Below are 19,883 nucleotides of genomic sequence, written 5' to 3'. Positions count from 1 at the left end.
CGGACGAGTTGGCCTGTAAGCCGGATTCTGTTCCGCGCGCCACCGGAGACCGGGGACGCGCAGCGGCGACCATCCATCTGGACACACCGTTGCCGGGTGCCTCGAGCGGCCTACCCGCAGGCTCGGGCGAGCAACCCTCGAACGCCTGCGCGGCCGCGCCTCACGGCGCGGCCTTCTTGGCCTTGCTTCGGGTGGGGTTTGCCTAGCCACCCCGGTCACCCGGGATGCTGGTGCGCTCTTACCGCACCGTTTCACCCTTACCACCGCGAGGGTGGCGGTCTGTTTTCTGTGGCACTGTCCCGCGAGTCACCTCGGATTGCCGTTAGCAATCACCCTGCTCTGTGAAGTCCGGACTTTCCTCGAACCGCCCTGCGGCGGTCCGCGGCCGCCCGGCCAACTCGTCCGCGACGATCCACGGTACTACCCGCGCGATCCCGGGGCCAGCAACCATCGCGCGCCGGCCCTATCGTGGACCACGCAGGCAGGCACAGGGAAGGACGCCGATGTCCCGGTGGAAGAAGCGCGTCGACGCCGGCGAATGGGACGCCATCGCCGCCACGCTCGACGAGTACGGCGGGGCGCTGCTGCCGCGGTTGATCACCGACGGCGAGGCGGCCCGGCTCCGCAAGCTCTACGACGACGACGGCCTGTTCCGCTCGACCATCGACATGGCGCCCAGGCGGTACGGCGCCGGGCAGTATCGCTACTTCCACGCCCCCTATCCCGACCCGATCGAAGAACTCAAGCAGGCGCTGTACCCGCGCCTGTTGCCGATAGCCCGCGACTGGTGGGGCAAGCTGCGCCGCGATGCGCCCTGGCCGGACCGCCTCGACGATTGGCTGGCCAGCTGCCACGCGGCAGGCCAGACCAGGTCTACCGCGCTGATGCTCAGGTACGGCCCCGGTGACTGGAATGCCCTGCACCGAGACCTCTACGGCGACTTGGTCTTTCCACTGCAGGTGGTGATCAACCTCAGCCATCCCGACACCGATTACACCGGCGGCGAATTCCTGCTCGTGGAACAGCGGGCGCGTGCGCAATCCCGCGGCACGGCAACCCAATTGCCGCAGGGGCACGGGTTCGTTTTCACCACGCGTGAGCCGCCGGTGCCGTCGAGCCGCGGCTGGTCCGCGGCGCCGGTGCGCCACGGTGTCTCGGTCGTGCGGTCCGGCGAGCGCTTCGCCATGGGGCTGATCTTCCACGACGCGGCCTGAGGGAAGACCATTGCCCAACCGGGGTGTTGGTGCCAGTCTGACCAGATGACAGATACCGAAGGGTTCGTCGACCAGACGGTGACGGGTCTCGCGGAACCGCAGCCGATGTACAAGGCGTTGCGCGAATCGAGTCCGGTGTTCCGGTCGCCGCAGGCGGTCGTTCTGAGCCGGTTGGCCGACATCGAGATGGCGCTCAAACACACGGAACTGTTCTCGTCGAACATGGACGCGGTCGATCTGGGCAATGTCCGGCCCCTGATCCCGCTGCAGATCGACCCGCCCGAGCATGCGAAGTACCGCCGCATCCTCGACCCGCTCTTCACGCCGCGGGAGATGGCCCGCCGCGAACCCCGCGTCACCGAACTGGTGAACGAGATGATCGACCGCTTCGCCGACCGGGGCGAATGCGACTTTCACGCCGAGTTCGCGGTGCCCCTGCCCTGCACCGTTTTCCTGCAGTTGCTCGGGTTGCCGCTGGAAGACCTCGACAAGTTCCTGGAATGGAAGGACGGGGTGATCCGCCCGGAGGGGGACTCCGGCTTCGACCGCCGCCACGAGAGCTCCGCCGCGGTCGCCCAACAAATCTACGACTACTTCGACCGCGCCATCGACGACCACATCGCCAGCCCCCGCGACGACGTGCTGTCGGCGATGATCGCGGCCGACATCGCCGGCCAGCCGCTGTCGCGCGAGGAACTCCTGGACATCTGCTTCTTGTTCCTGATCGCCGGCCTGGACACCGTCACCGACTCGCTCGACTGCTTCTTCGTCTACCTGGCCCGCCATCCCGAGCACCGTCGCCAGCTGGTCGAGCAGCCCGACGTGCTGCCCAGCGCCGTCGAGGAGTTGTTGCGCTGGGAGACACCGGTGCCGGGCGTCGCCCGGGTCGCCGTTCAGGACGTCGAGGTGGGCGGGTGTCCAATCAGCAAGGGCGAGCGGGTCAGCCCGCTGCTGGGGGCGGCCAACACCGACCCCGCCGAGTTCGCCGACCCGGAGCTGGTGGACTTCACCCGCAACCCGAACCGGCACCGCGCGTTCGGCGGTGGTCCGCACCGGTGTCTCGGCTCCCACCTGGCCCGCATGGAGCTGCGGGTCGCGCTGCGCGAATTCCATCGCCGCATACCGGATTACGAGATCAGGCCCGGCACCCAGTTGACCTACACCGCCGCGCTGCGCTCGGTGGAGGCGCTGCCGCTGGTATTTCCGACGTCATGACCCGCGTCTCGGTGGACGCCGACCGCTGCACCGGGCACGGCCGCTGCTACACGCTGGCGCCCGACGTCTTCGACGCCGACGAGGTGGGCCACTCCGTCGTGCTCGTCGGCGACGTCTCCGGTGAACTCGAGGCCCAGGCCGTCACCGCGGAGCAAAACTGCCCCGAAGGCGCCATCTCCCTGACCCGTTGAGACCCAAAGTGAATCCGGTGGCGACCGCGCCGTCCAACGATCGGATGATCGCGGGGGTCGCCGCCGCATCGGTCGCGCTCGGGGTGGCCCAACTGGTGGGCATCCCGTTCGGTGCGCGGGCCGACGCGCGGGCCGCGATCGGCACGGCCGTCGTCGACCTGACACCCGGCCCGGTCAAGGAGTGGGCGATTCAGACGCTGGGCTCGTCGGACAAACTCTTCCTCGCCGCGGCCGTGCTGGTGGTGATCGCCGCGATCGCCGCCATCGCCGGGACGTTCGAGACTCCGCGCCGCCCGGTCGGGAGCGCCGTGATCGCCGCGGCGGGCGCGCTCGGCTGCGTCGCGGTGCTGTCGCGGCCGGGCGCGACGGCGCTCGACACCATCCCGACCCTCGCCGGCGCCGCCTGCGGCGTCGCCGCCCTGCGCCTGCTCACCCGCCGCCTACGCCCGGTCCCCGAAGACACCGGCGACCACGACGAGCCGGATGCCGGCAGGCGCCGGTTGGTCGTGCTCGGGGTACTCGGATTCGGCGTGGTGAGTGGCGTTGCGGGCGCTGTCATCACGCGGTTGGCGCATTCGGTCGCCGCCGACCGCATCAGCTTCGCGCTGCCCAAACCGCGTACCCCGGCGCCCCCGATACCCCCGGATGTGCAGCCGAAAGGCGTTGCGCTGCCGAGCTTTGTCACCCCCAGCGCCGACTTCTACCGGGTGGACACCGCGCTCAGCGTCCCCCAACTCAGTCACTCCGACTGGCGGCTGCGCATCCACGGCATGGTGAACCGGGACGCCACCTACGGCTTCGCCGACCTCGCCGGCTTTGAGGTGGTCGAAAAGGTGGCCACGCTCACCTGCGTGTCCAATCCCGTTGGCGGCAACCTCATTTCGACCGGGGTCTGGACGGGCTATCGCGTGGCCGATCTGTTGGCCGCGGCCGGTGTGCGTCCGGAAGCCGACATGGTGCTCTCGACGTCGATCGACGGGTTCACCGCGGGAACGCCGGTGGACGCGCTCACCGATGGCCGCGACGCGCTGCTGGCGGTCGCCCTCAACGGTGAGCCCCTGCCCATCGAGCATGGCTATCCGGCCCGGCTGGTCGTGCCCGGGCTCTACGGGTACGTGTCGGCCACCAAGTGGGTCGTCGACATGGAGCTGACCCGCTTCGACAAGGCGGAGGCGTACTGGACGCGGCAGGGCTGGGCGGCGCGCGCGCCCGTCAAGACCGAGTCGCGGATCGACGTGCCGAAAAGCGGCCAGCGGGTGCCGGTGGGTCCCGTCGTTTTCGGCGGCGTGGCGTGGGCGCAGAATCGCGGCGTGCGGTCCGTGGAAGTCCGCGTCGACGACGGCGCCTGGCAGGCCGCCGAACAGGGCGCCAGCTACTCCAACGAGACGTGGCGGCTGTGGAGCTTCCCCTGGCAGGCGAAAGACCCTGGGCGGCACACCATCACGGTGCGCGCCACCGACAACACCGGGGCCACCCAGACCTCGGACAGGGCCGCCAGCGTCCCCGACGGCGCCACCGGCTGGCACACGGTGGACTTCACCGTCACCGGGGCCTGACGCCTACTTCGACGACAGCTTCCGCCAGCTGAGCACCGCGATCACGATGCCGATCACCGCCGTGATGGGACCGATGACGGACCAGGTCGTGGTGTTGCTCATCGGGCTGCCGCCAAGCACCCCGAATCCCTGCAGCGCCCAGATCAAACCGAACAACGCGACGATCACACCCAAGGCCAATGTCGCGACCGCTGTCCTTCTCATAGGCGGATGGTACGACCCGGCTCAGCGGCGGGCCAGGGCGTGCCACGCCATGTCGACGATGGCCGCGCAATAGCCGTCGTCGACGGGAACGTCGGAGTACAGGGCGCGAATGTTGAGCGGCGCCAGCACGATCTGAACGGCGGCCAGGGTGTCGACGCCCTCGCGCAGCTCGCCCCGCTCCCTGGCCCGGTCCACGATTGCGCGCACGGCGGCGAAATGCACCATCCAAAATCTCACCCGGGTAGCTTCGTCGTGCCCGCCGCGGGTGTCCATCACCAGCGCACGCAGTATTGTGCGGCCGACCTCGGTGTTGATCCGGTTCGTCACGTTGCGGGCCAGGGCCTCCAGGTCGCCGCGCAGCGACCCGGTGTCGGTCCCCGCGCTCTCGCTCTCCAGGTCGGAGAGCACCGCATCCACGATGAGTTGGCGCCGATCCTCCCAGTACCGGTACACCATGGCCGCGTCGATGCGGTGCCGCTCGGCCAGCGCCTCGATGCTGAACCGCTCGAGACCCCAGCGCGCCAGCTCGTCGAGCACCGCCGGCATCACCCGTGCCCGGACATCCGCGGGGACGGATTCACGGATCGGCTCGGACGGCTGCATCGACGTCTCCTTACCCCGGCTAGAGGTACCCGGTTTGGTTCACCAGGCGCACGGACGAGGCCCCGTCAGGATAGAACTCGGCGATGCTCAGCGACGCCAGATCGAGGTGCAGGCGATAGAGGATGCCCGGCCCGGCCTCCAGCGCCAACCGCAGCAGCATCTTGATCGGCGTCACGTGCGACACCACCAGCACCGTCGTGCCGGGGTGCGCGGCGATGATCCGTTCGCGGGCCCGCACCACCCGGTCGAGCACGTCGTCGAAGCTCTCACCCCCCGGCGGGGTGGTGCCGGTGTCACGCAGCCAGCGGCCGTGCAGCTCCGGGTCGCGCTCGGCGGCCTCGCCGAAGGTCAGCCCCTCCCACGCGCCGAAATCCGTCTCGATCAAGTCGTCGTCGACGGTCACATCCAGGCCGAGCGCCTTGGCCGCCCGGGCCGCGGTGTCGTAGGCCCGCTGCAGGGGCGAGGCGAACACCGCCGAGATCCCGCCGCGCTCGGCCAGATATCGCGCCGCGGCGTCCGCCTGGCGGCGACCCACCTCGGTGAGCGCCGGATTGCCGCGACCCGAATAGCGGCGCTGCGCCGACAGCTCGGTCTGGCCGTGCCGCAGCAACAGCAGCCTGGTCGGCGTGCCGCGCGCGCCCGTCCAGCCTGGCGCCTGCGGGGATTGCGGCACAACGGTTTTCGGGGGCTCGGCCGCGCGCTCCTCGGGTTCTTCCGCCAGGCCGCCGGCGGCCGCCGCGTCCATCGCCTCGTTGGCCAGCCGGTCGGCGTAGGAGTTGCGCTCACGCGGAATCCATGTGTAGCTGACCCGGTCGAACCGCGCCGCCAGCGTTCGGGCCTGGCCGTGCAGTTCGACCAGGTCGGGATGCTTGACCTTCCACCGCCCCGACATCTGCTCCACCAACAGCTTGGAATCCAGGAAGACCGCGGCCTCGGTGGCGCCGAGTTGCAGGGCGTCCTCCAAACCGGCCAGCAGTCCACGGTATTCGGCGACGTTGTTGGTGGCCCGGCCGATGGCCTGCTTGTTCTCCGCCAGCGCCGTCGAGCGGTCCTCGGTCCACACGACGGCCCCGTAGCCGGCCGGTCCCGGATTGCCGCGCGAGCCGCCGTCGGCCTCGATCACCACCTTCATTGGTCGAAGCCCTTGACCCGCAACAGGATCGCGCCGCACTCGGGGCATCGCACCACGTCGTCGTCGGCCGCGGCCGAGATGCGGGACATTTCGCCCCGGTCGATCTCGAGTCGGCAGGCGCCGCATCGGCGTCCCAGCAACGGCCCGGCGCCCGGGCCTCCCCCGGCGCGCTGGCGTTCGTAGAGCGCGGCCAGGTCGGGGTCCAGTTCGGCGGTCAGGGCCTCGCGGCGCGACGAATGCGCCTCCCGGGCCGCACTGATTTCGGTGAGCGCGGCGTCGAGAGCCTGCCGGGCGCCGGCAAGTTCGGTCTCCAGCGCCTCGACCTTGCCCTGCGCGTCGTCCAGTTGGGACTGCAGCTCCTCGCGGCGCTCCATCACCTCCAGCAGCGAATCTTCCAGGCTGCCCTGGCGACGCGTCAGCGTCTCGAGCTCGTGCTGCAGGTCCGACAGTTGCTTGGCGTCGGCGGCGCCGGACTGCAGCAGCGACCGGTCGCGGTCTTCGCGCTGCCGGACCGCTTCGATTTCGGACTCGAACCGCGACACCTGAACATCGATGTCCTCCAAGGCGATCCGAATGGCGCCCACCCGGTCGGCGGCGTCGTTGAGTTCGTCCTGCAACCGCTCGCAGGCCTGTTGCTCGGCCAGATGGCCGGCCCGGTGCGTGATGCGGGACAGCTCCGCATCCAGTTTCGACAGCTCGAGCAGCGAACGCTGCTGAGCGACTTCGGCCTTCATCACGCCTCACCCCCGGTCTCGTCGCCGCACTGCCCCATGGTCCAGGGGTCGGTGCGGATGGTGCACACCCGCACCGCCAGCGCCGCACCGAAACGGGACCGCAACACGTCGGCGGCCTGGTGGCACCACGGAAATTCACTGGCCCAGTGCGCCACGTCCACCAGCGCCACAGCAGAACCCCGGCGATGCTCGTCGGCCGGATGGTGTCGCAGGTCGGCCGTTACGTAGGCCTGCACCCCCGCGGCCGCCGCTGCCGCCAGCAGCGAGTCCCCCGCGCCGCCGCAGACGGCGACCCGCGACACCGGCAGGTCGGGATCGCCCGCCGCGCGGACCCCCCAGGCCGTCCGCGGCAGCGCGGCGTCCACGCGGGACACGAAGTCGCGCAGCGGTTCCGGCCGGGGCAGGGCGCCGATCCGCCCCAGCCCGGCGTCGCCCGGCGCGGGCACCAACGCGAACACGTCGAACGCCGGCTCCTCGTAGGGATGGGCGGCGCGCATCGCCGCCAGCACGCTTCCCCGGATCCGCGCGGGCGCGACCACCTCGAACCGATCCTCGGCCACCCGCTCGACGGTGCCGACGCTGCCCACCGCGGGCGACGCCCCTTCGTGCGGCAGGAACTGGCCGATGCCGCTGACACTCCAGCTGCAGTGCGAGTAGTCGCCGATGTGCCCGGCGCCGGCCTCGAACACGGCCGCCTGCACCGCTTCTGAGTTCTCGCGCGGCACGTAGACCACCCACTTGTCGAGGTCGGTCGCGGCCGTCCGCGGCTCCAGCGGTGCTTCGACGGCGAGGCCGAGGGCTTCGGCGAGCGCGTCCGAGACGCCCGGGGCGGCCGAGTCGGCGTTGGTGTGCGCGGTGAACAGCGAACGCCCCGTTCGGATCAGGCGGTGCACCAGCGCGCCCTTGGGCGTACTGGCCGCCACCGTGTCGACGCCGCGCATCAGCAACGGATGATGGGCCAAGAGCAGCCCGCCGTCGGGAACCTCGTCGACGACGGCCGGCGTCGCGTCGACCGCCACGGTCACCGACTCGAGCGCATCATCGGGGTCCCCGCACACCAGGCCCACCGAATCCCACGATTCGGCCAGCCCCGGTGGGTAGGCCTCGTCCAGCGCGTCGATCACGTCGGCCAGCCGCACGCTCACGCGCACACCTCCGAGACGGCCTCGACCAGCAGCGGCCATTCCCGGCGCACCGCGGCCCGCAGGTACCGTTGGTCCAGGCCGACGAACGTGTCACAGCGACGGATGGCAATCCCCTTGTCTCGCAGCTTGTTTCGGATCTCAACGGCGTCCGGGCGGCGGAACAGCACGAACGGCGCCCGCCCGTGGACCACCTCGGCGCCCACCGACGTCAGACCGTCCACCATCTCGGCGCGCAACTCCGTGAGACGCTCGGCACCGGCCGCCGCTTCGGCGACGGACTGCGGGCCGCAGCACGCCGCGATCGCCGTCAGCTGCAGTGTGCCCACCGGCCAGTGGGCGCGCTGAGCGGTCAGCCGGTCGAGGACTTCCGGTGAGCCCAGGGCGTAGCCCACCCGCAACCCCGCCAGCGCCCAGGTCTTGGTCAGGCTGCGCAGCACCACCACGTCGGGCAGCGAGTCACCGGCCAGCGACTCCGGTTCGCCCGGGATCGCATCGGCGAACGCCTCATCGACCACCAGGATGCGGCCCGGCCGCCGCAGCGCGAGGAGCTGCTCGCGGGTGTGCAGCACCGAGGTGGGGTTGGTCGGGTTGCCGACCACGACCAGGTCGGCGTCGTCGGGGATTCGCACCCCGTCCAGGCCGAACGGCGGCTCGAGCACCACATGGTGCACGGCCACCCCGGCGGCGGTGAGCGCCGCCGCCGGCTCGGTGAACGAGGGCGCAACGATCGCCGCCCGCGCCGGACGCAGGTTGCTCAACAGCGCGAACCCCTCGGCCGCCCCGGCGAGCGGCAGCACCTCGTCGCGGGCCCGGCCGTGCCGCTCGGCGACCGCGTCCTGCGCCACCCGGACGTCCTGGGCGCTCGGATAGCGCGCCAAATCCGGCAGCCGCGCGGCCAGCCGCCGCACCAGCCATTCGGGTGGTTGGGCGTGACGGACGTTGACGGCGAAATCCAGCATCCCGGGTGCGACGGCCTGATCACCGTGATAGCGCGCCGCAGGCGGGGTCAAGTTCAGACTCGCCATCCGAGAAACACTAGTGGGCCGCGCCGGGGCGCGGCAGCGACACCGGCACACCCGGCCGCGGGGCATCGAGGACAATGGTGAGGTGACAGGCTCAACGTCCACCGATCGCCCTTCGCCACGCCTGGCGACCGAGCTGGTGATCTTCGACCTCGACGGCACGCTCACCGACTCCGCGGAGGGGATCGTGGCCAGCTTCCTGCACGCGCTCGAGCAGGTCGGCGTGGACGTGCCGGACGGCGACCTGGTGGCCCAGATCGTGGGCCCGCCGATGGACGACACGTTCCACGCCATGCTGGGCGAGGACGCCGAGCGGGCGATCGCGGCCTTCCGCGCCGAATACGCCGACCGCGGCTGGGCGATGAACACCCTGTTCGACGGTATCGAGCCGCTGCTGGCCGACCTGCAGGCCGCTGGCGCCCGGCTGGCGGTGGCCACGTCGAAGCTCGAGCCGACGGCGCGCCGCATCCTGGCCCATTTCGGGCTCGATCGGCATTTCGAGGTCATCGCCGGGGCGAGCCCGGACGGCTCGCGCAAGACCAAGGTCGAGGTGCTGGCGCACGCATTGGAGCAACTGCAGCCGCTGCCCGATCGGGTGCTCATGGTCGGCGACCGCAGCCACGACGTGCACGGCGCGGCCGCGCACGGCATCGACACCGTGGTGGTCGGCTGGGGCTACGGCCGCGACGACTTCCCCGACGGGGCGACCGCCGCCGGCGCCACGGCGGTGACACACGCCGCGACCGTCGACGAACTGCGGGCGGTGCTCGGTGTCTGAGCGCGAGCCGCTGCACGTGACGTTCGTGTGCACCGGCAACATCTGCCGGTCGGTGATGGCCGAGAAGATGTTCGCCGACCAGCTGCGCCGCCGCGGCCTCGCCGACGCGGTGCGGGTGACCAGCGCGGGCACCGGCAACTGGCACGTCGGGGAATGCGCCGACGACCGGGCGACCGACGTGCTGCGCGCCCACGGTTACTCCACCGACCACCGCGCCGCCCAGGTCGGCGCGGACCATCTGGCGGCCGACCTGGTGGTGGCCCTGGGCCGTAACCATCTTCGGATGCTGCGCGAGCTGGGCGTCGACGAGGAGCGGGTGCGGATGCTGAGGTCGTTCGACCCGCGTTCGGGCGCCCACGCCCTCGACGTCGAGGACCCGTACTACGGCGACGCGCGGGACTTCGAGGACGTGTTCACCGTCATCGAGGCCTCGTTGCCCGGCCTGCACGCCTGGGTCGACGATCGGCTAGACCGGAACGGATCGCCCTGACATGCGTCGGTTGACGTTCTTGTTGCGGCCCGGCTGGATCGCGCTGGCGCTGGTGGTCATCGCGTTCGCCTACCTGTGCTTCACCGTGCTGGCGCCGTGGCAACTGGGCAAGCACAACCGGACGTCGCGGGAGAACCGCCAGATCGAGTATTCCCTCAAAACCGAGCCTGTTCCCCTGAAAACCCTGCTGCCGCAGCAAGGTTCGGCGGCCCCGAACGCGCAGTGGCGCCGCGTCACGGCCACCGGGCACTACCTGCCCGACGTCCAGGTGCTGGCGCGGTTGCGGGTGATCGAGGGCAAACCCGCGTTCGAGGTGCTGGCGCCGTTCGTCGTCGACGACGGGCCCATGGTCCTCGTCGACCGGGGCTACGTGCGGCCCGAGCAGGGCTCCCAGGTGCCGCCGTTCCCCCGCCCGCCCCGGGAACCCGTCACCATCACCGCGCGGCTGCGCGATTCCGAGGCCGCCGTCCCGGGCAAGGACCCGTTCACCCAGGACGGTGTGCAGCAGGTGTATTCGATCAACACCGAACAGGTCGCTGCGCTGATGAAGGTCCCCCTCGCCGGGTCCTATCTCCAGCTGACCGAGGACCAGCCCGGCGGGCTCGGCGTTATCGGCGTGCCGCACCTGGACGCCGGTCCGTTCCTGTCCTACGGCATCCAGTGGATTTCATTCGGCATCGTCGCGCCGCTGGGTTTGGGTTACTTCGTGTATTCCGAGATCCGCGCCCGCCGCCGGGAAAAGCAACCCCCGGCCGCGGCTGCGCGGGCCCCGGAACCGCCGAAGACCGTGGAGGCGAAACTCGCCGACCGCTACGGCCGCCGCAGGTAACACAGCAGCCCGGCCACGACGGCGGCGCCCGCCTGCACCGTCCGCGACAGCGCCACCGCGCGCCGTAGGTCGGCCGCCGTCGGCTCGTGGCCGTCGCCCAGGGTGGGCCGGATCTGCAACTCGTGGTGGTATTGCGTGGGCCCACCGAGGCGCACGCCCAGCGCCCCGGCGAAGGCCGCCTCGACGACGCCGGCGTTGGGGCTGGGGTGCCGGGCGGCGTCACGGCGCCAGGCCCGCACCGCATCCGAAGCCGACCCGCTGACGAAGGGCGCCGAACCTACCACCAGCGCCGCCGTCACCCGGGCGGCGACGTAGTTGGCTGCGTCGTCCAATCGTGCTGCGGCCCAACCGAATCGGGCATAGCGCGCCGAACGATAGCCCACCATGGAGTCCAGCGTGTTGATGCCGCGGTACGCCAGCACCGCGGGTACTCCGCCCACGGCGGCGCACAGCAGCGGCGCCACCTGGGCGTCGGACGTGTTCTCCGCGACCGATTCCAGCGACGCACGCGCCAGGCCTGCGGCGTCCAGCCAGGCCGGATCGCGGCCGCACAACGAGGGCAGCAGGCGGCGCGCTCCCTCGATGTCCCCGCGTTCCAGCAGTTCCGACATCGCCAAGCCGGTGCGCGCCAGCGAGGTCCCGCCCACCGACACCCAGGTGGCGGCGGCGGTGGCCGCGATCGACCAGGGCCAAACGCCGCGCGCGGCGGCCCGTTGCAGCGCGGCGCCCAGCAGGCCCACCGCTCCCACCAGCACGCCGACGTGCACCACCCCCGCGCCCCTGGCGTCGCGGTAGGTCACGCGCTCCAGCCCCGCCGCGGCCCGGCCGAACACCGCGACCGGATGCCCCCGCGCCGGGTCGCCCAGCGCCACGTCGGCCAGGTAGCCGGCCAGCACGCCGGCCAGCCGCGTCCGCGTCGCCAACACCCTGGCAGCGTCTCACACGCGTGCCGAGCGCTAGGCCATGGCGAAAAGGCCCGCGACGATCACCGCGGCGATCAGCACGACGATCACCCACCAGATCAGCAAGGGTGAGTCGAACGTGGCCGTCGACGCGGTCGCCCGGTGGCGCGCCGGGCCCGTGGCCGGAACGCCGAATGGGGTGCTCATTTTGCTAGGCGTGCCCGTTTTCGGCCGGTTCTAACGTCCGGGTCGTGGTTCACTCGAAGGCATGGCGTCGTCCGCGACGAAGCGGCCCGCGACCCGGGTCGCCGACCTCCTGAACCCGGCGGCACTGCTGCTCCCGGCCGCGAACGTGATCATGCAGTTGTCCTTGCCGGGCGTCGGGTACGGGGTGCTGGAAAGCCCGGTGGACAGCGGCAACGTCTACAAGCATCCGTTCAAGCGAGCCCGCACCACCGGCACCTACCTCGCGGCCGCCACCATCGGGACCGAGTCCGACCGCGCGTTGATTCGCGGCGCCGTCGACACCGTGCACCGGCAGGTCCGCTCGACGTCGTCAAGCCCGGTGCCCTACAACGCTTTCGACCCCAAGTTGCAGCTGTGGGTGGCCGCGTGCCTGTACCGCTATTTCGTGGACCAGCACGAATTCCTGCACGGCCCGCTCGACGACACCGCCGCCGACGCCGTCTACCTCGACGCCGCCCGGCTGGGCACCACTTTGCAGGTGCCCGAGGGCATGTGGCCGCCGGACCGGGCGGCGTTCGACGCGTACTGGAAGCGCTCGCTCGACGAGCTGCGCATCGACCCTCCGGTGCGCGAGCATCTGCGCGGCGTGGCGTCGCTGGCGTTCCTGCCCTGGCCGTTGCGGGTTTTGGCCGGCCCGTTCAACCTGTTCGCGACGACGGGTTTCCTGGCTCCGGAGTTTCGCGCGCTGATGCGGTTGGACTGGTCGCGGGGCCGGCAGCGCCGGTTCGAGTGGCTGCTGTCCGCGCTGCGGCTGGCCGACCTCTTCCTGCCGCACGGGGTCTGGGTCCTCGGGTATCAAATCTACCTGTGGGACATGCGATTTCGTGCGCGGCGGGGTTGGCGAATCGTCTAGCCCCGGATCGTCGCGAAGAACGCGCGGACGTCGTCGACGAACAGCTCCGGCTGCTCGAACGCCGCGAAGTGTCCGCCGCGCTCCATCGTGGTCCAATGCGTGATGTTGTAGACCGGCTCGCACCAGCTTCTCGGCGCCTTCAGCAGCTCGTGCGGGAAAGCCGCGACCCCCGTGGGCAATTCGACTCGGTCCAGCTGCCCGAACACCCTGAAGCTCTCCCAGTACAGACGCGCCGACGACGCGGCGGTGTCGGTGACCCAATAGACCATCACGTTGTCGAGGAGCTCGTCGCGGGTGAACGCGTTTTCCGGGTGGCCATCGCAATCGGCCCAGGCCCAGAACTTCTCGACGATCCACGCCAGTTGCCCCACCGGTGAATCGGCCAGCCCGTAGCCCAGCGTTTGGGGGCGGGTGGATTGCTGCTTGGAATAGCCGGTGCCCCACTTGCGGTGCTCGGCCATCGCGGCCATCGCCCGCTGTTCCTCGTCCGTCGGGTTCTTCAGGGACTCCGGGGTGGGCCGCCCGATGGGCATGTTGAGGTGGATTCCCGCGCAGTGCCCCCGGTTTCGCCCGATCTGCGTGGTCACCGCGGCGCCCCAGTCGCCGCCCTGGGCGCCGTAGCGGTCGTAGCCCAGGCGCAGCATCAGCGCCTCCCACGCCTCGGCGATCTTCTCCACGCCCCAGCCCGTGCGGGTCGGCTTTCCGGAGAACCCGTATCCGGGCAGCGACGGGCAGATGACGTGGAAGGCGTCCTCTGCGCGCCCGGACGCCGGGTTCGTCAGCGGCTCGATCACCTTGTGGAATTCGACGATCGAGCCGGGCCAGCCGTGGGTGATCAGCAGCGGGAACGCATCGTCGTGCGGCGATCGCTGGTGGATGAAATGGATGTCCAGCCCGTCGATTTGGGTGGTGAACTGGTCGAAGCGGTTGAGCGCGGCTTCGCGTGAGCGCCAGTCGTATTCGTCGGCCCAGTAGCCGGCCAGCTCGCGGGTGTAGGCCAGCGGCATGCCCTGGCTCCAGTCGTCCACGCATTCGGCTTCCGGCCATCGGGTGCGCGCCAGCCTGGAGCGCAGGTCTTCCAGGACGTCCTCAGGGACATCGATGCGAAACGGTTCCACGGGTTGCTCGTCCACGCTCCTGAGGTTGCCACACCGCCACGGTGCGGGGCGAGCGTAACGCCATGGCGAAGATCGGAGCCGAAAGTCGCCGTGGCGTTACGCCCACGACCGCCGCGAATGGATGAGAGCGCGACAGGGACGCGAACCGGCGAAGCCGGCCGGTTGCCGGGCCGGCACCGCGGGTATCGCGGTCGCTACTCGTACGGCGATCATGGCCACCGCGGTCAACTGAACTGTTCTGCGGACATCCATGTCGACGTGGCGATCAGGTCGCCGCGGTCGAGCGCGGCGGCGCGGTGCTCGTGGACCTTCGCGTACTCCTCCGTGGTGACCATCTCCAAAAACGCTCCCGGCGTCGGGTATTCGACGAGCAGGATCGCGTCCCACCACGGCTCTTGACCCTCGCCGATGACCACCGCGGGGGCGGTGCCGCCGAAGCGAACCTTCGCGCCGACGCGCTCGAGGTGCGGCGCGACCTCCGCCCCGTATTGCAGGTAGCGCTCGAGGCCGCCGGGGTTCTTGAACTTCAGCAGATTGACCATCACCACCGGGGCGTCGGCCGGCCGCGCGACGAGCGCTTTCACCTGCTCGGGGGTGGTCTCTATCGAGGTGCTCATGTGGATCTCCTTGTCGTTGTCAGTGCTGGCTAACCGTGCCGGCGGCCCCACCGCCGATGTAATTGACCGGCCCCGCTTGTTGCGCCTCGGCGACCACCGGGGTCAGGTGGCGGATCATCACCGCGTCGAGGACGGAGTGGAATTGGCCGTCCTCGGTGAAATTGATGTTGGCTCCCTCGACGCGGATGAACACGACCGTGTCCTCGGTGTTGGACTCCGGGCAGACGAAGGTGTGCACGGAGCCGGCCGGCTCGTACAGATACGAACCGGCGGTCTGCGGCTGATCGGGGTACTCGAGGTAGTACCAGCGACCCGAGAGTGTGTAGGCCTCCGCGGTGCCGGTGTGGTAGTGCACCGGCAACTGGGCTCCGGGACTCAAGACGGCCAGCACCACCCAGCAGCCGGCTTCCAAATCGAGGCGAAGCGGCTTGAAGTGCACTCCCGGGGCGAGCGCGTCGCGCAGCAGGGGGTTGTCCCCCTCGTTGACCGTCAGGAGTTCGCCCTGCGGCAGGGCCGCCAGCGGCAACGGCGTTCCGGAGCTTGTCTTGGCCGATGTTGGTTCAGCGGCGAGCGTCATGGTCTTTCCTTGGGCTGCAGTGACTTCCCCCGCATCGGTGGAAGGGCGGTGTTGGTACCGCCGACTCCACGATGCCGAAGTGGCATGCCTTCGGTCTTGACCGTCAGAGACTACCTTTTGGCTTTTGACGACACCGGGGTCCGTTCGCTACTAGCATCCCGGAGCATGTCGGTGGTGCGCGGCACGGCGCTGTCGAACTATCCCGAACTGGTCACCGAGCTGGGCGGTGACCCACGACGGCTGCTGGCGCGCGCGGGGATACGGCCCATGGACATCGGCCATTACGAGGTGTTCGTGCCGTTGCGCGGAGTGGTTTTCGCCTTGGAGTCGGCAGCCGAAGAAACGGCCACACCGGATTTCGGCCGCCGCCTGGCCCGGCGGCAGGGCATCGAGATCCTCGGTCCGGTGGGGGTGGCGGCCCGCACGGCGGCCACGGTGGGTGACGCGATGGCGATCTTCGGCACCTTTCTTGCCGCGTACAGCCCCGCCCTGTCGGTCCGCGCCGCGCCGGTGCCGGACCGTCCCGAACGTTCTTTTTTCGAGTTTCACATCCTCATGGAGCGCCTGCCGCCCGTCATCCAAAGCGTGGAGTTGTCGCTCGGCGTGATCCTGGAGGTGCTGCGGCTGCTGCTTGGCGCCGCGTACTGCCCGCTTTCGGTGCACGTGCCCCATGAGCCGGTCACCCCCGCCGCGCAGTATCGCGAATACTTCGGATGCAGGCCGTATTTCGCGGAGCCGGTCGCGGGGTTCACTCTCCGAACCGCCGACTTGAGCGGCTCGCTCCAGCACGACGAACTGGCTCACCGGGCTGTGGTCGAATACCTCAGCACGCTGATCGGCCCGCGCGGCCCGGACATGAGCCAGTCGGTGCGCACGATCGCCCGGCAGTTGTTGCCTACCGGCGCCGCGAAGCTCGAGGTGATCGCGGCGCAGTTCAACGTCCACCCCAAGACGTTGCAACGCAGGTTAGCCGACGAAGGCACAACGTTTTTCGAGCTGATCGACGACTTGCGGCGCGAAACCGCCGAGCACTACCTGCGCGACACCGACATCGACCTGTCTCACCTTGCCCGAGAGCTCGGCTACACCGAACAAAGCGTGCTGACCCGATCCTGCAAGCGCTGGTTCGGCACCGGGCCGGCGGCCTACCGGCGCGCCCTCAGACCCCGCAGACATCCCGCCTTTTCCTGACCTCACAGTCCGACCGCCCGCTCCAAGTCCTTGAGTGAGGTTTCCAGGTGGCCGAGCAGGCGCTGCAGGTGCGGGACGGCGCGACGGCATCCGACGAGACCGAAGTCGAGGCTGTCGGCACTGGTGGCGACCGTGACGTTGAGGGCCTGCCCGTCCACGGCGATCGACAACGGGTAGTTTCCGTCGAGGCGGGCCCCGTTGCAGTACAACGGTTTCTGCACACCCGGTACGTTGGAGACGACGATGTTGAACGGCGGCGGCGTTGCCGCGCCGAGGCCCGGAATCCCGCCGAAAGCGGCCGGCGCCAGCAAGCCCATCCCCAACGCCATCGCCTGGGCGCGTGGCAGTTCGGACAGCACCAGCTTGTTGTCGCGCATGGACTCATGGATGGTCCGCAGACGGTCGGCCGGATCGTCGCGGTCGGTCGCCAGGTTGCACAACACAGCAGAGACCACGTTGCCGCCGTCCGCGTCGCGTTCGGTGCGCAGATTCACCGGGACCATCGCGGTCAGCGGCTTGTCCGGCAGCGCCTCGTGATCGGTGAGGTAGGAGCGTAATGCGCCGGCGCACATGGCCAGAACGACGTCGTTGACCGTCATTCCCGCGACGTTCTTCACGTCCTTGATGCGTTCCAGCGGCCAGGACTGGGCGGCGCACCGCCGGGCACCGCCGATCGGAACGTTCAGCATGGTGCGCGGAGCCCGAAACGGCAGGGTCAGCTGCTGTTCGAGCAGCGCGGCGCGGGTCAGCTTCAGCGTCGCCGGCGCGAAGCCGGCCGCGGTCGCAATGGCGTCGGCCAGCATCGCGCGGCGCCCACGAGCCGGCCGCTTCTGCCGCGGCGGCGGTGCCCAGGGAGCCCGAATCACGGTGTCATGCGGGTCAGCGCTCAAGGCGCCCTGCAACATTCGCAGCGCGGACACGCCGTCGACGACCGCGTGATGCATCTTGGTATAGACCGCGAAACGTCCGTCCGCCAACCCCTCGATCAGATGTGTCTCCCACAGCGGGCGGTGCCGGTCGAGCAGGGTTCCGTGCAGCCGCGACGTCAACTCGAGTAACTCGCGGACCCGTCCGGGCGCGGGCAGCGCCGAGCGCCGCACGTGATAGCCGAGGTCGATCTCCTCGTCGAACTTCCACAGGGCGTTGCTGAACGCACCGAGCGTCTTGGCCGGACGCTTCCGGAAGGCGGGAGCCACGTGGCCGCCCGCCACCAAGGCGTCGTAGATGTCGCGAGCGAACTCCGGGCCGGCGCCCGGCGGCGGCGTGAACAACTGCAGGCCGGCGACGTGCATCGGGTGCTCGCGAGACTCGGCCAGCAGGCAGAAGGCGTCGACTGGTGCGATGAGGTTCATTGTCTTCCTTCGGCTTTCGTCATGGATGGTCGCGCTCACGCGCTCATCGCCGCATCAGGTGTGCGCATCGCCGCCACCGGGATGAAAGTCAAGTTGCCATCCGCGACGGAGCTCTCGCGCAGCATCTTGGCGTCGGCGAGGTGGTCCATCGCCGTCCGCCACGGCTGGCGGTCGCCCTGGCGCGGGAACTCCTCGACCGCCCTCTGGACGTAGCCGGCGTGCACTTCCAGTAGCGGCATGGTGCGCATCTCCCCGCTGAAGTGCGGGTAGCACACCGCGTACCCGTGCGCGTCCATGTGGTCGAGCAGGCGGCACAGGTGCTCGCACACCGGGCCGACCTTCAACGTCCACGACGAGTTGGTGTAGCCGAACGAGTAGGCGAAGTTGGGCACCCCGTCGAGCATCATCCCCTTGAAGGCGACCTTCTCCGGCAGGTTCACCGGTGCACCGTCGACGGTCAGGGTGATGCCGCCCAATGCCAGCAGGTTCAGCCCGGTCGCGGTCACGATGATGTCGGCCTCGAGCTCCCGCCCGGACACGAGCCGGATGCCCTTCTCCGTGAAGGTGTCGATCCGATCGGTGACCACCGAGGCGCTGCCGTTGCGGATCGCGGCGAACATATCCCCGTCGGGGACCGCGCAGAGCCGTTGGTCCCACGGGTTGTAGGCCGGCCGGAAGTGCTCGTCGACCGGGTATCCCTTCGGTAGCTGCCTGGCGTTGAGGTAGCGGATGATGCGCCGTGCGGTGTCGGGATGGCGTTGGCACAGCCGGAATACCGCGCGCTGCTTGGCGATGTTCTTGCGCCGGGTGATCGCGTACGCCCGCTTACGCCCCACCAGCTTGGGCAGCGCATTGGCGATGCGGTCCTTCGCGGGAACCGGCAGGACGTAGGTCGGTGAGCGTTGCAGCATCGTCACGTGGGCCGCCGTGTCGGCCATCGCCGGAACCAGCGTGACTGCGGTGGCGCCGCTGCCGATGACGACCACGCGCTTACCGCTGTAGTCGAGGTCCTCCGGCCACAGTTGCGGATGCACGATCTGCCCCGAAAACCGTTCGCGGCCCTCGAACTCGGGGGTGAAACCTTGGTCGTAGCGATAGTAACCGCCAGCGCAGAACAGCCAGCCGCAGGTGATGCGCACCCGCGCACCGGTGTCCGTGCACTCGACGTCGACCGTCCACCGGGTGTCGGTGCTCGACCATGACGCACTGATCACCTTGTGGTGGAAGCGAATCGCGGGCGCAATGTCGTTTTCCGCGACCGTCTCGCGCAGGTAGGCCATGATGGCATCGGCGCTGGCGATCGCCTTGTCGTTCTCCCACGGCTTGAACTCGTAGCTGAAGGTGTGTAGATCGGAGTCGGAGCGAATCCCCGGGTAGCGGAACAGATCCCAGGTGCCGCCGATCTCACCGCGCGCCTCCACGATCGCGAAGGTCTTGGCCGGCCGCCTGGTCTTCAGGTAGTACGCCGCCCCGATGCCGGAGATTCCGGCCCCGACGATCAACACGTCGACGTGCTCGGTGGTGGTGGTCATCGCGAGGCTCCTTTGCTTTCGATGTAGTGCATCAACTGTGCGGCACCAGCGGCCCATACGTCTTGACCGAAGAGGACTCGTATTTAGCATCCGGAGACAGGCGAGCTGCAGATATGCGCGCAAGGGTGCAATCGGCCTCCTGTGCGAGCGGGGATCAGATGCCGGCGAGTAAGCCGCGGAGCCGGTCGAGCAGGACGTCGGGGCGCTGCTCGGCGAACCAGTGGCCCACGCCGTCGACCAACTCCACGTCGAAGTCCCGAACCCGCCCCTCGTACCCACGCAACCGCGTCGGGGTGAGCACCGGGACTCGCGATGAGGCCCCGAGCGTGCGGCCACGGCGAAAATCGAGCCTGCAAGTCGCGATGGCGTTGTGCCCGCGAAG

The 19,883-nt window shown here is 69.8% G+C and carries 23 protein-coding genes and 1 other RNA gene; 9 read left to right on the top strand and 15 right to left on the bottom strand.

Annotated elements, in window-relative coordinates; genetic code table 11:
• Nucleotides 1–401: RNase P RNA component class A (gene rnpB, locus A5691_RS01040), an RNA gene on the bottom strand.
• 102 nt (nt 402–503) lie between these two features.
• On the opposite strand from rnpB, the gene A5691_RS01035 reads away from it, so the two are divergent.
• Genes A5691_RS01035 through A5691_RS01020 form a run of 4 tightly spaced genes read left to right on the top strand, consistent with a single transcriptional unit; the run spans nt 504 to nt 4,176 of the window.
• Entirely contained in the window at nt 504–1,214 is a 711-nt protein-coding gene (locus tag A5691_RS01035; RefSeq protein WP_067757969.1) for a 2OG-Fe(II) oxygenase, read from the top strand.
• Between the two features lie 45 nt (nt 1,215–1,259).
• Nucleotides 1,260–2,429 (top strand): cytochrome P450, encoded by a 1,170-nt coding sequence (locus A5691_RS01030; RefSeq protein ID WP_067757966.1) that lies wholly within the window; start codon nt 1,260–1,262, stop codon nt 2,427–2,429.
• On the top strand, nt 2,426–2,620 hold the full coding sequence (locus A5691_RS01025; protein WP_067757963.1) for a ferredoxin: 195 nt from the start codon (nt 2,426–2,428) through the stop codon (nt 2,618–2,620). The genes A5691_RS01030 and A5691_RS01025 overlap by 4 nt, the downstream gene beginning before the upstream one ends.
• Nucleotides 2,621–2,664: 44 nt before the next feature.
• Entirely contained in the window at nt 2,665–4,176 is a 1,512-nt protein-coding gene (locus A5691_RS01020; RefSeq protein ID WP_067758020.1) for a molybdopterin-dependent oxidoreductase, read from the top strand.
• Between the two features lie 3 nt (nt 4,177–4,179).
• Here A5691_RS01020 and A5691_RS01015 read toward each other — a convergent pair whose 3' ends face one another.
• The 6 genes from A5691_RS01015 to cobC are packed head-to-tail and all read right to left on the bottom strand — an operon-like array spanning nt 4,180 to nt 9,019.
• Nucleotides 4,180–4,380: a hypothetical protein gene (locus tag A5691_RS01015; RefSeq protein WP_067757960.1), complete on the bottom strand. Its 201-nt coding sequence runs from the start codon at nt 4,378–4,380 to the stop codon at nt 4,180–4,182.
• A gap of 21 nt (nt 4,381–4,401) precedes the next feature.
• Nucleotides 4,402–4,983 carry a TetR-like C-terminal domain-containing protein gene (locus A5691_RS01010; protein WP_067757957.1) on the bottom strand — a complete coding sequence of 194 codons (582 nt, stop codon included), beginning with the start codon at nt 4,981–4,983 and terminating at the stop codon, nt 4,402–4,404.
• A 19-nt stretch (nt 4,984–5,002) separates the two neighbouring features.
• A complete protein-coding gene (locus A5691_RS01005) occupies nt 5,003–6,115 on the bottom strand; it encodes a bifunctional RNase H/acid phosphatase (protein ID WP_067757954.1) in 1,113 nt (370 codons plus the stop codon).
• The gene (locus A5691_RS01000; protein ID WP_068015519.1) at nt 6,112–6,849 is read right to left on the bottom strand and encodes a zinc ribbon domain-containing protein; all 738 of its coding nucleotides are present in this window, start codon (nt 6,847–6,849) and stop codon (nt 6,112–6,114) included. The genes A5691_RS01005 and A5691_RS01000 overlap by 4 nt, the downstream gene beginning before the upstream one ends.
• Nucleotides 6,849–7,994 carry a Nif3-like dinuclear metal center hexameric protein gene (locus A5691_RS00995; protein WP_068015529.1) on the bottom strand — a complete coding sequence of 382 codons (1,146 nt, stop codon included), beginning with the start codon at nt 7,992–7,994 and terminating at the stop codon, nt 6,849–6,851. Before A5691_RS00995 ends, A5691_RS01000 begins: the two co-directional genes overlap by 1 nt.
• Nucleotides 7,991–9,019, bottom strand: coding sequence for an Rv2231c family pyridoxal phosphate-dependent protein CobC (gene cobC, locus A5691_RS00990; RefSeq protein ID WP_067749692.1), 1,029 nt, complete (start codon nt 9,017–9,019; stop codon nt 7,991–7,993). The genes A5691_RS00995 and cobC overlap by 4 nt, the downstream gene beginning before the upstream one ends.
• A gap of 82 nt (nt 9,020–9,101) precedes the next feature.
• Between cobC and A5691_RS00985 the strand changes: the two genes are divergently transcribed.
• Genes A5691_RS00985 through A5691_RS00975 form a run of 3 tightly spaced genes read left to right on the top strand, consistent with a single transcriptional unit; the run spans nt 9,102 to nt 11,113 of the window.
• Entirely contained in the window at nt 9,102–9,794 is a 693-nt protein-coding gene (locus A5691_RS00985; RefSeq protein ID WP_197498854.1) for an HAD-IA family hydrolase, read from the top strand.
• Complete coding sequence (locus A5691_RS00980; protein ID WP_068015517.1) at nt 9,787–10,284, top strand: low molecular weight protein-tyrosine-phosphatase; 498 nt, start codon at nt 9,787–9,789, stop codon at nt 10,282–10,284. Before A5691_RS00985 ends, A5691_RS00980 begins: the two co-directional genes overlap by 8 nt.
• A 1-nt stretch (nt 10,285) precedes the next feature.
• Complete coding sequence (locus tag A5691_RS00975; protein WP_068015511.1) at nt 10,286–11,113, top strand: SURF1 family protein; 828 nt, start codon at nt 10,286–10,288, stop codon at nt 11,111–11,113.
• Here the strand turns inward: A5691_RS00975 and A5691_RS00970 are convergent.
• Both A5691_RS00970 and A5691_RS27780 read right to left on the bottom strand, forming a co-directional pair.
• Nucleotides 11,095–12,039, bottom strand: coding sequence for a cobalamin biosynthesis protein (locus A5691_RS00970; RefSeq protein WP_068015502.1), 945 nt, complete (start codon nt 12,037–12,039; stop codon nt 11,095–11,097). The two genes, A5691_RS00975 and A5691_RS00970, sit on opposite strands and share 19 nt — an antisense overlap.
• 30 nt (nt 12,040–12,069) lie before the next feature.
• Entirely contained in the window at nt 12,070–12,222 is a 153-nt protein-coding gene (locus A5691_RS27780) for a hypothetical protein (protein ID WP_156669934.1), read from the bottom strand.
• Nucleotides 12,223–12,283: 61 nt separating this feature from the next.
• On the opposite strand from A5691_RS27780, the gene A5691_RS00965 reads away from it, so the two are divergent.
• Nucleotides 12,284–13,114 (top strand): oxygenase MpaB family protein, encoded by an 831-nt coding sequence (locus A5691_RS00965; protein WP_068015500.1) that lies wholly within the window; start codon nt 12,284–12,286, stop codon nt 13,112–13,114.
• Here A5691_RS00965 and A5691_RS00960 read toward each other — a convergent pair.
• From A5691_RS00960 to A5691_RS00950, 3 genes are all read right to left on the bottom strand, one after another.
• The gene (locus A5691_RS00960) at nt 13,111–14,232 is read right to left on the bottom strand and encodes an epoxide hydrolase family protein (RefSeq protein WP_067890643.1); all 1,122 of its coding nucleotides are present in this window, start codon (nt 14,230–14,232) and stop codon (nt 13,111–13,113) included. The two genes, A5691_RS00965 and A5691_RS00960, sit on opposite strands and share 4 nt — an antisense overlap.
• A gap of 224 nt (nt 14,233–14,456) precedes the next feature.
• A complete protein-coding gene (locus A5691_RS00955; protein ID WP_067749702.1) occupies nt 14,457–14,849 on the bottom strand; it encodes a DUF1330 domain-containing protein in 393 nt (130 codons plus the stop codon).
• Nucleotides 14,850–14,868: 19 nt separating this feature from the next.
• A complete protein-coding gene (locus tag A5691_RS00950; RefSeq protein WP_067749684.1) occupies nt 14,869–15,426 on the bottom strand; it encodes a 2,4'-dihydroxyacetophenone dioxygenase family protein in 558 nt (185 codons plus the stop codon).
• Nucleotides 15,427–15,591: 165 nt separating this feature from the next.
• Here A5691_RS00950 and A5691_RS00945 point away from each other — a divergent pair, with 165 nt between their 5' ends.
• The gene (locus A5691_RS00945; RefSeq protein WP_067749682.1) at nt 15,592–16,617 is read left to right on the top strand and encodes an AraC family transcriptional regulator; all 1,026 of its coding nucleotides are present in this window, start codon (nt 15,592–15,594) and stop codon (nt 16,615–16,617) included.
• Between the two features lie 2 nt (nt 16,618–16,619).
• Here the strand turns inward: A5691_RS00945 and A5691_RS00940 are convergent, their stop codons facing one another.
• The 3 genes from A5691_RS00940 to A5691_RS27775 form a co-directional block, all read right to left on the bottom strand.
• On the bottom strand, nt 16,620–17,969 hold the full coding sequence (locus A5691_RS00940; RefSeq protein WP_067778483.1) for a wax ester/triacylglycerol synthase family O-acyltransferase: 1,350 nt from the start codon (nt 17,967–17,969) through the stop codon (nt 16,620–16,622).
• A gap of 35 nt (nt 17,970–18,004) precedes the next feature.
• On the bottom strand, nt 18,005–19,501 hold the full coding sequence (locus A5691_RS00935; RefSeq protein ID WP_067778480.1) for an NAD(P)/FAD-dependent oxidoreductase: 1,497 nt from the start codon (nt 19,499–19,501) through the stop codon (nt 18,005–18,007).
• A 154-nt stretch (nt 19,502–19,655) separates the two neighbouring features.
• Entirely contained in the window at nt 19,656–19,802 is a 147-nt protein-coding gene (locus tag A5691_RS27775; protein WP_156675533.1) for a hypothetical protein, read from the bottom strand.
• Between the last annotated feature and the right edge of the window lie 81 nt (nt 19,803–19,883).

It is taken from the genome of Mycobacterium sp. E183, from assembly GCF_001667735.1.
Classification (GTDB): Bacteria; Actinomycetota; Actinomycetes; order Mycobacteriales; family Mycobacteriaceae; genus Mycobacterium.
This window is presented reverse-complemented; position numbering and strand designations above follow the sequence as displayed.

What these genes read in the sequence shown, in the direction of transcription:
- A5691_RS01030 (WP_067757966.1), top strand. Translation starts at nt 1,260, where the DNA reads ATGACAGATACCGAAGGGTTCGTCGACCAGACGGTGACGGGTCTCGCG.
- A5691_RS01020 (WP_067758020.1), top strand. Translation starts at nt 2,665, where the DNA reads ATGATCGCGGGGGTCGCCGCCGCATCGGTCGCGCTCGGGGTGGCCCAA.
- A5691_RS01010 (WP_067757957.1), bottom strand. Translation starts at nt 4,983, where the DNA reads ATGCAGCCGTCCGAGCCGATCCGTGAATCCGTCCCCGCGGATGTCCGG.
- A5691_RS01000 (WP_068015519.1), bottom strand. Translation starts at nt 6,849, where the DNA reads ATGAAGGCCGAAGTCGCTCAGCAGCGTTCGCTGCTCGAGCTGTCGAAA.
- A5691_RS00935 (WP_067778480.1), bottom strand. Translation starts at nt 19,501, where the DNA reads ATGACCACCACCACCGAGCACGTCGACGTGTTGATCGTCGGGGCCGGA.
- A5691_RS00940 (WP_067778483.1), bottom strand. Translation starts at nt 17,969, where the DNA reads ATGAACCTCATCGCACCAGTCGACGCCTTCTGCCTGCTGGCCGAGTCT.
- A5691_RS00945 (WP_067749682.1), top strand. Translation starts at nt 15,592, where the DNA reads ATGTCGGTGGTGCGCGGCACGGCGCTGTCGAACTATCCCGAACTGGTC.
- A5691_RS01005 (WP_067757954.1), bottom strand. Translation starts at nt 6,115, where the DNA reads ATGAAGGTGGTGATCGAGGCCGACGGCGGCTCGCGCGGCAATCCGGGA.
- A5691_RS00950 (WP_067749684.1), bottom strand. Translation starts at nt 15,426, where the DNA reads ATGACGCTCGCCGCTGAACCAACATCGGCCAAGACAAGCTCCGGAACG.
- A5691_RS00955 (WP_067749702.1), bottom strand. Translation starts at nt 14,849, where the DNA reads ATGAGCACCTCGATAGAGACCACCCCCGAGCAGGTGAAAGCGCTCGTC.
- A5691_RS01025 (WP_067757963.1), top strand. Translation starts at nt 2,426, where the DNA reads ATGACCCGCGTCTCGGTGGACGCCGACCGCTGCACCGGGCACGGCCGC.
- A5691_RS01015 (WP_067757960.1), bottom strand. Translation starts at nt 4,380, where the DNA reads ATGAGAAGGACAGCGGTCGCGACATTGGCCTTGGGTGTGATCGTCGCG.
- A5691_RS27780 (WP_156669934.1), bottom strand. Translation starts at nt 12,222, where the DNA reads ATGAGCACCCCATTCGGCGTTCCGGCCACGGGCCCGGCGCGCCACCGG.
- A5691_RS00965 (WP_068015500.1), top strand. Translation starts at nt 12,284, where the DNA reads ATGGCGTCGTCCGCGACGAAGCGGCCCGCGACCCGGGTCGCCGACCTC.
- cobC (WP_067749692.1), bottom strand. Translation starts at nt 9,019, where the DNA reads ATGGCGAGTCTGAACTTGACCCCGCCTGCGGCGCGCTATCACGGTGAT.
- A5691_RS01035 (WP_067757969.1), top strand. Translation starts at nt 504, where the DNA reads ATGTCCCGGTGGAAGAAGCGCGTCGACGCCGGCGAATGGGACGCCATC.
- A5691_RS00975 (WP_068015511.1), top strand. Translation starts at nt 10,286, where the DNA reads ATGCGTCGGTTGACGTTCTTGTTGCGGCCCGGCTGGATCGCGCTGGCG.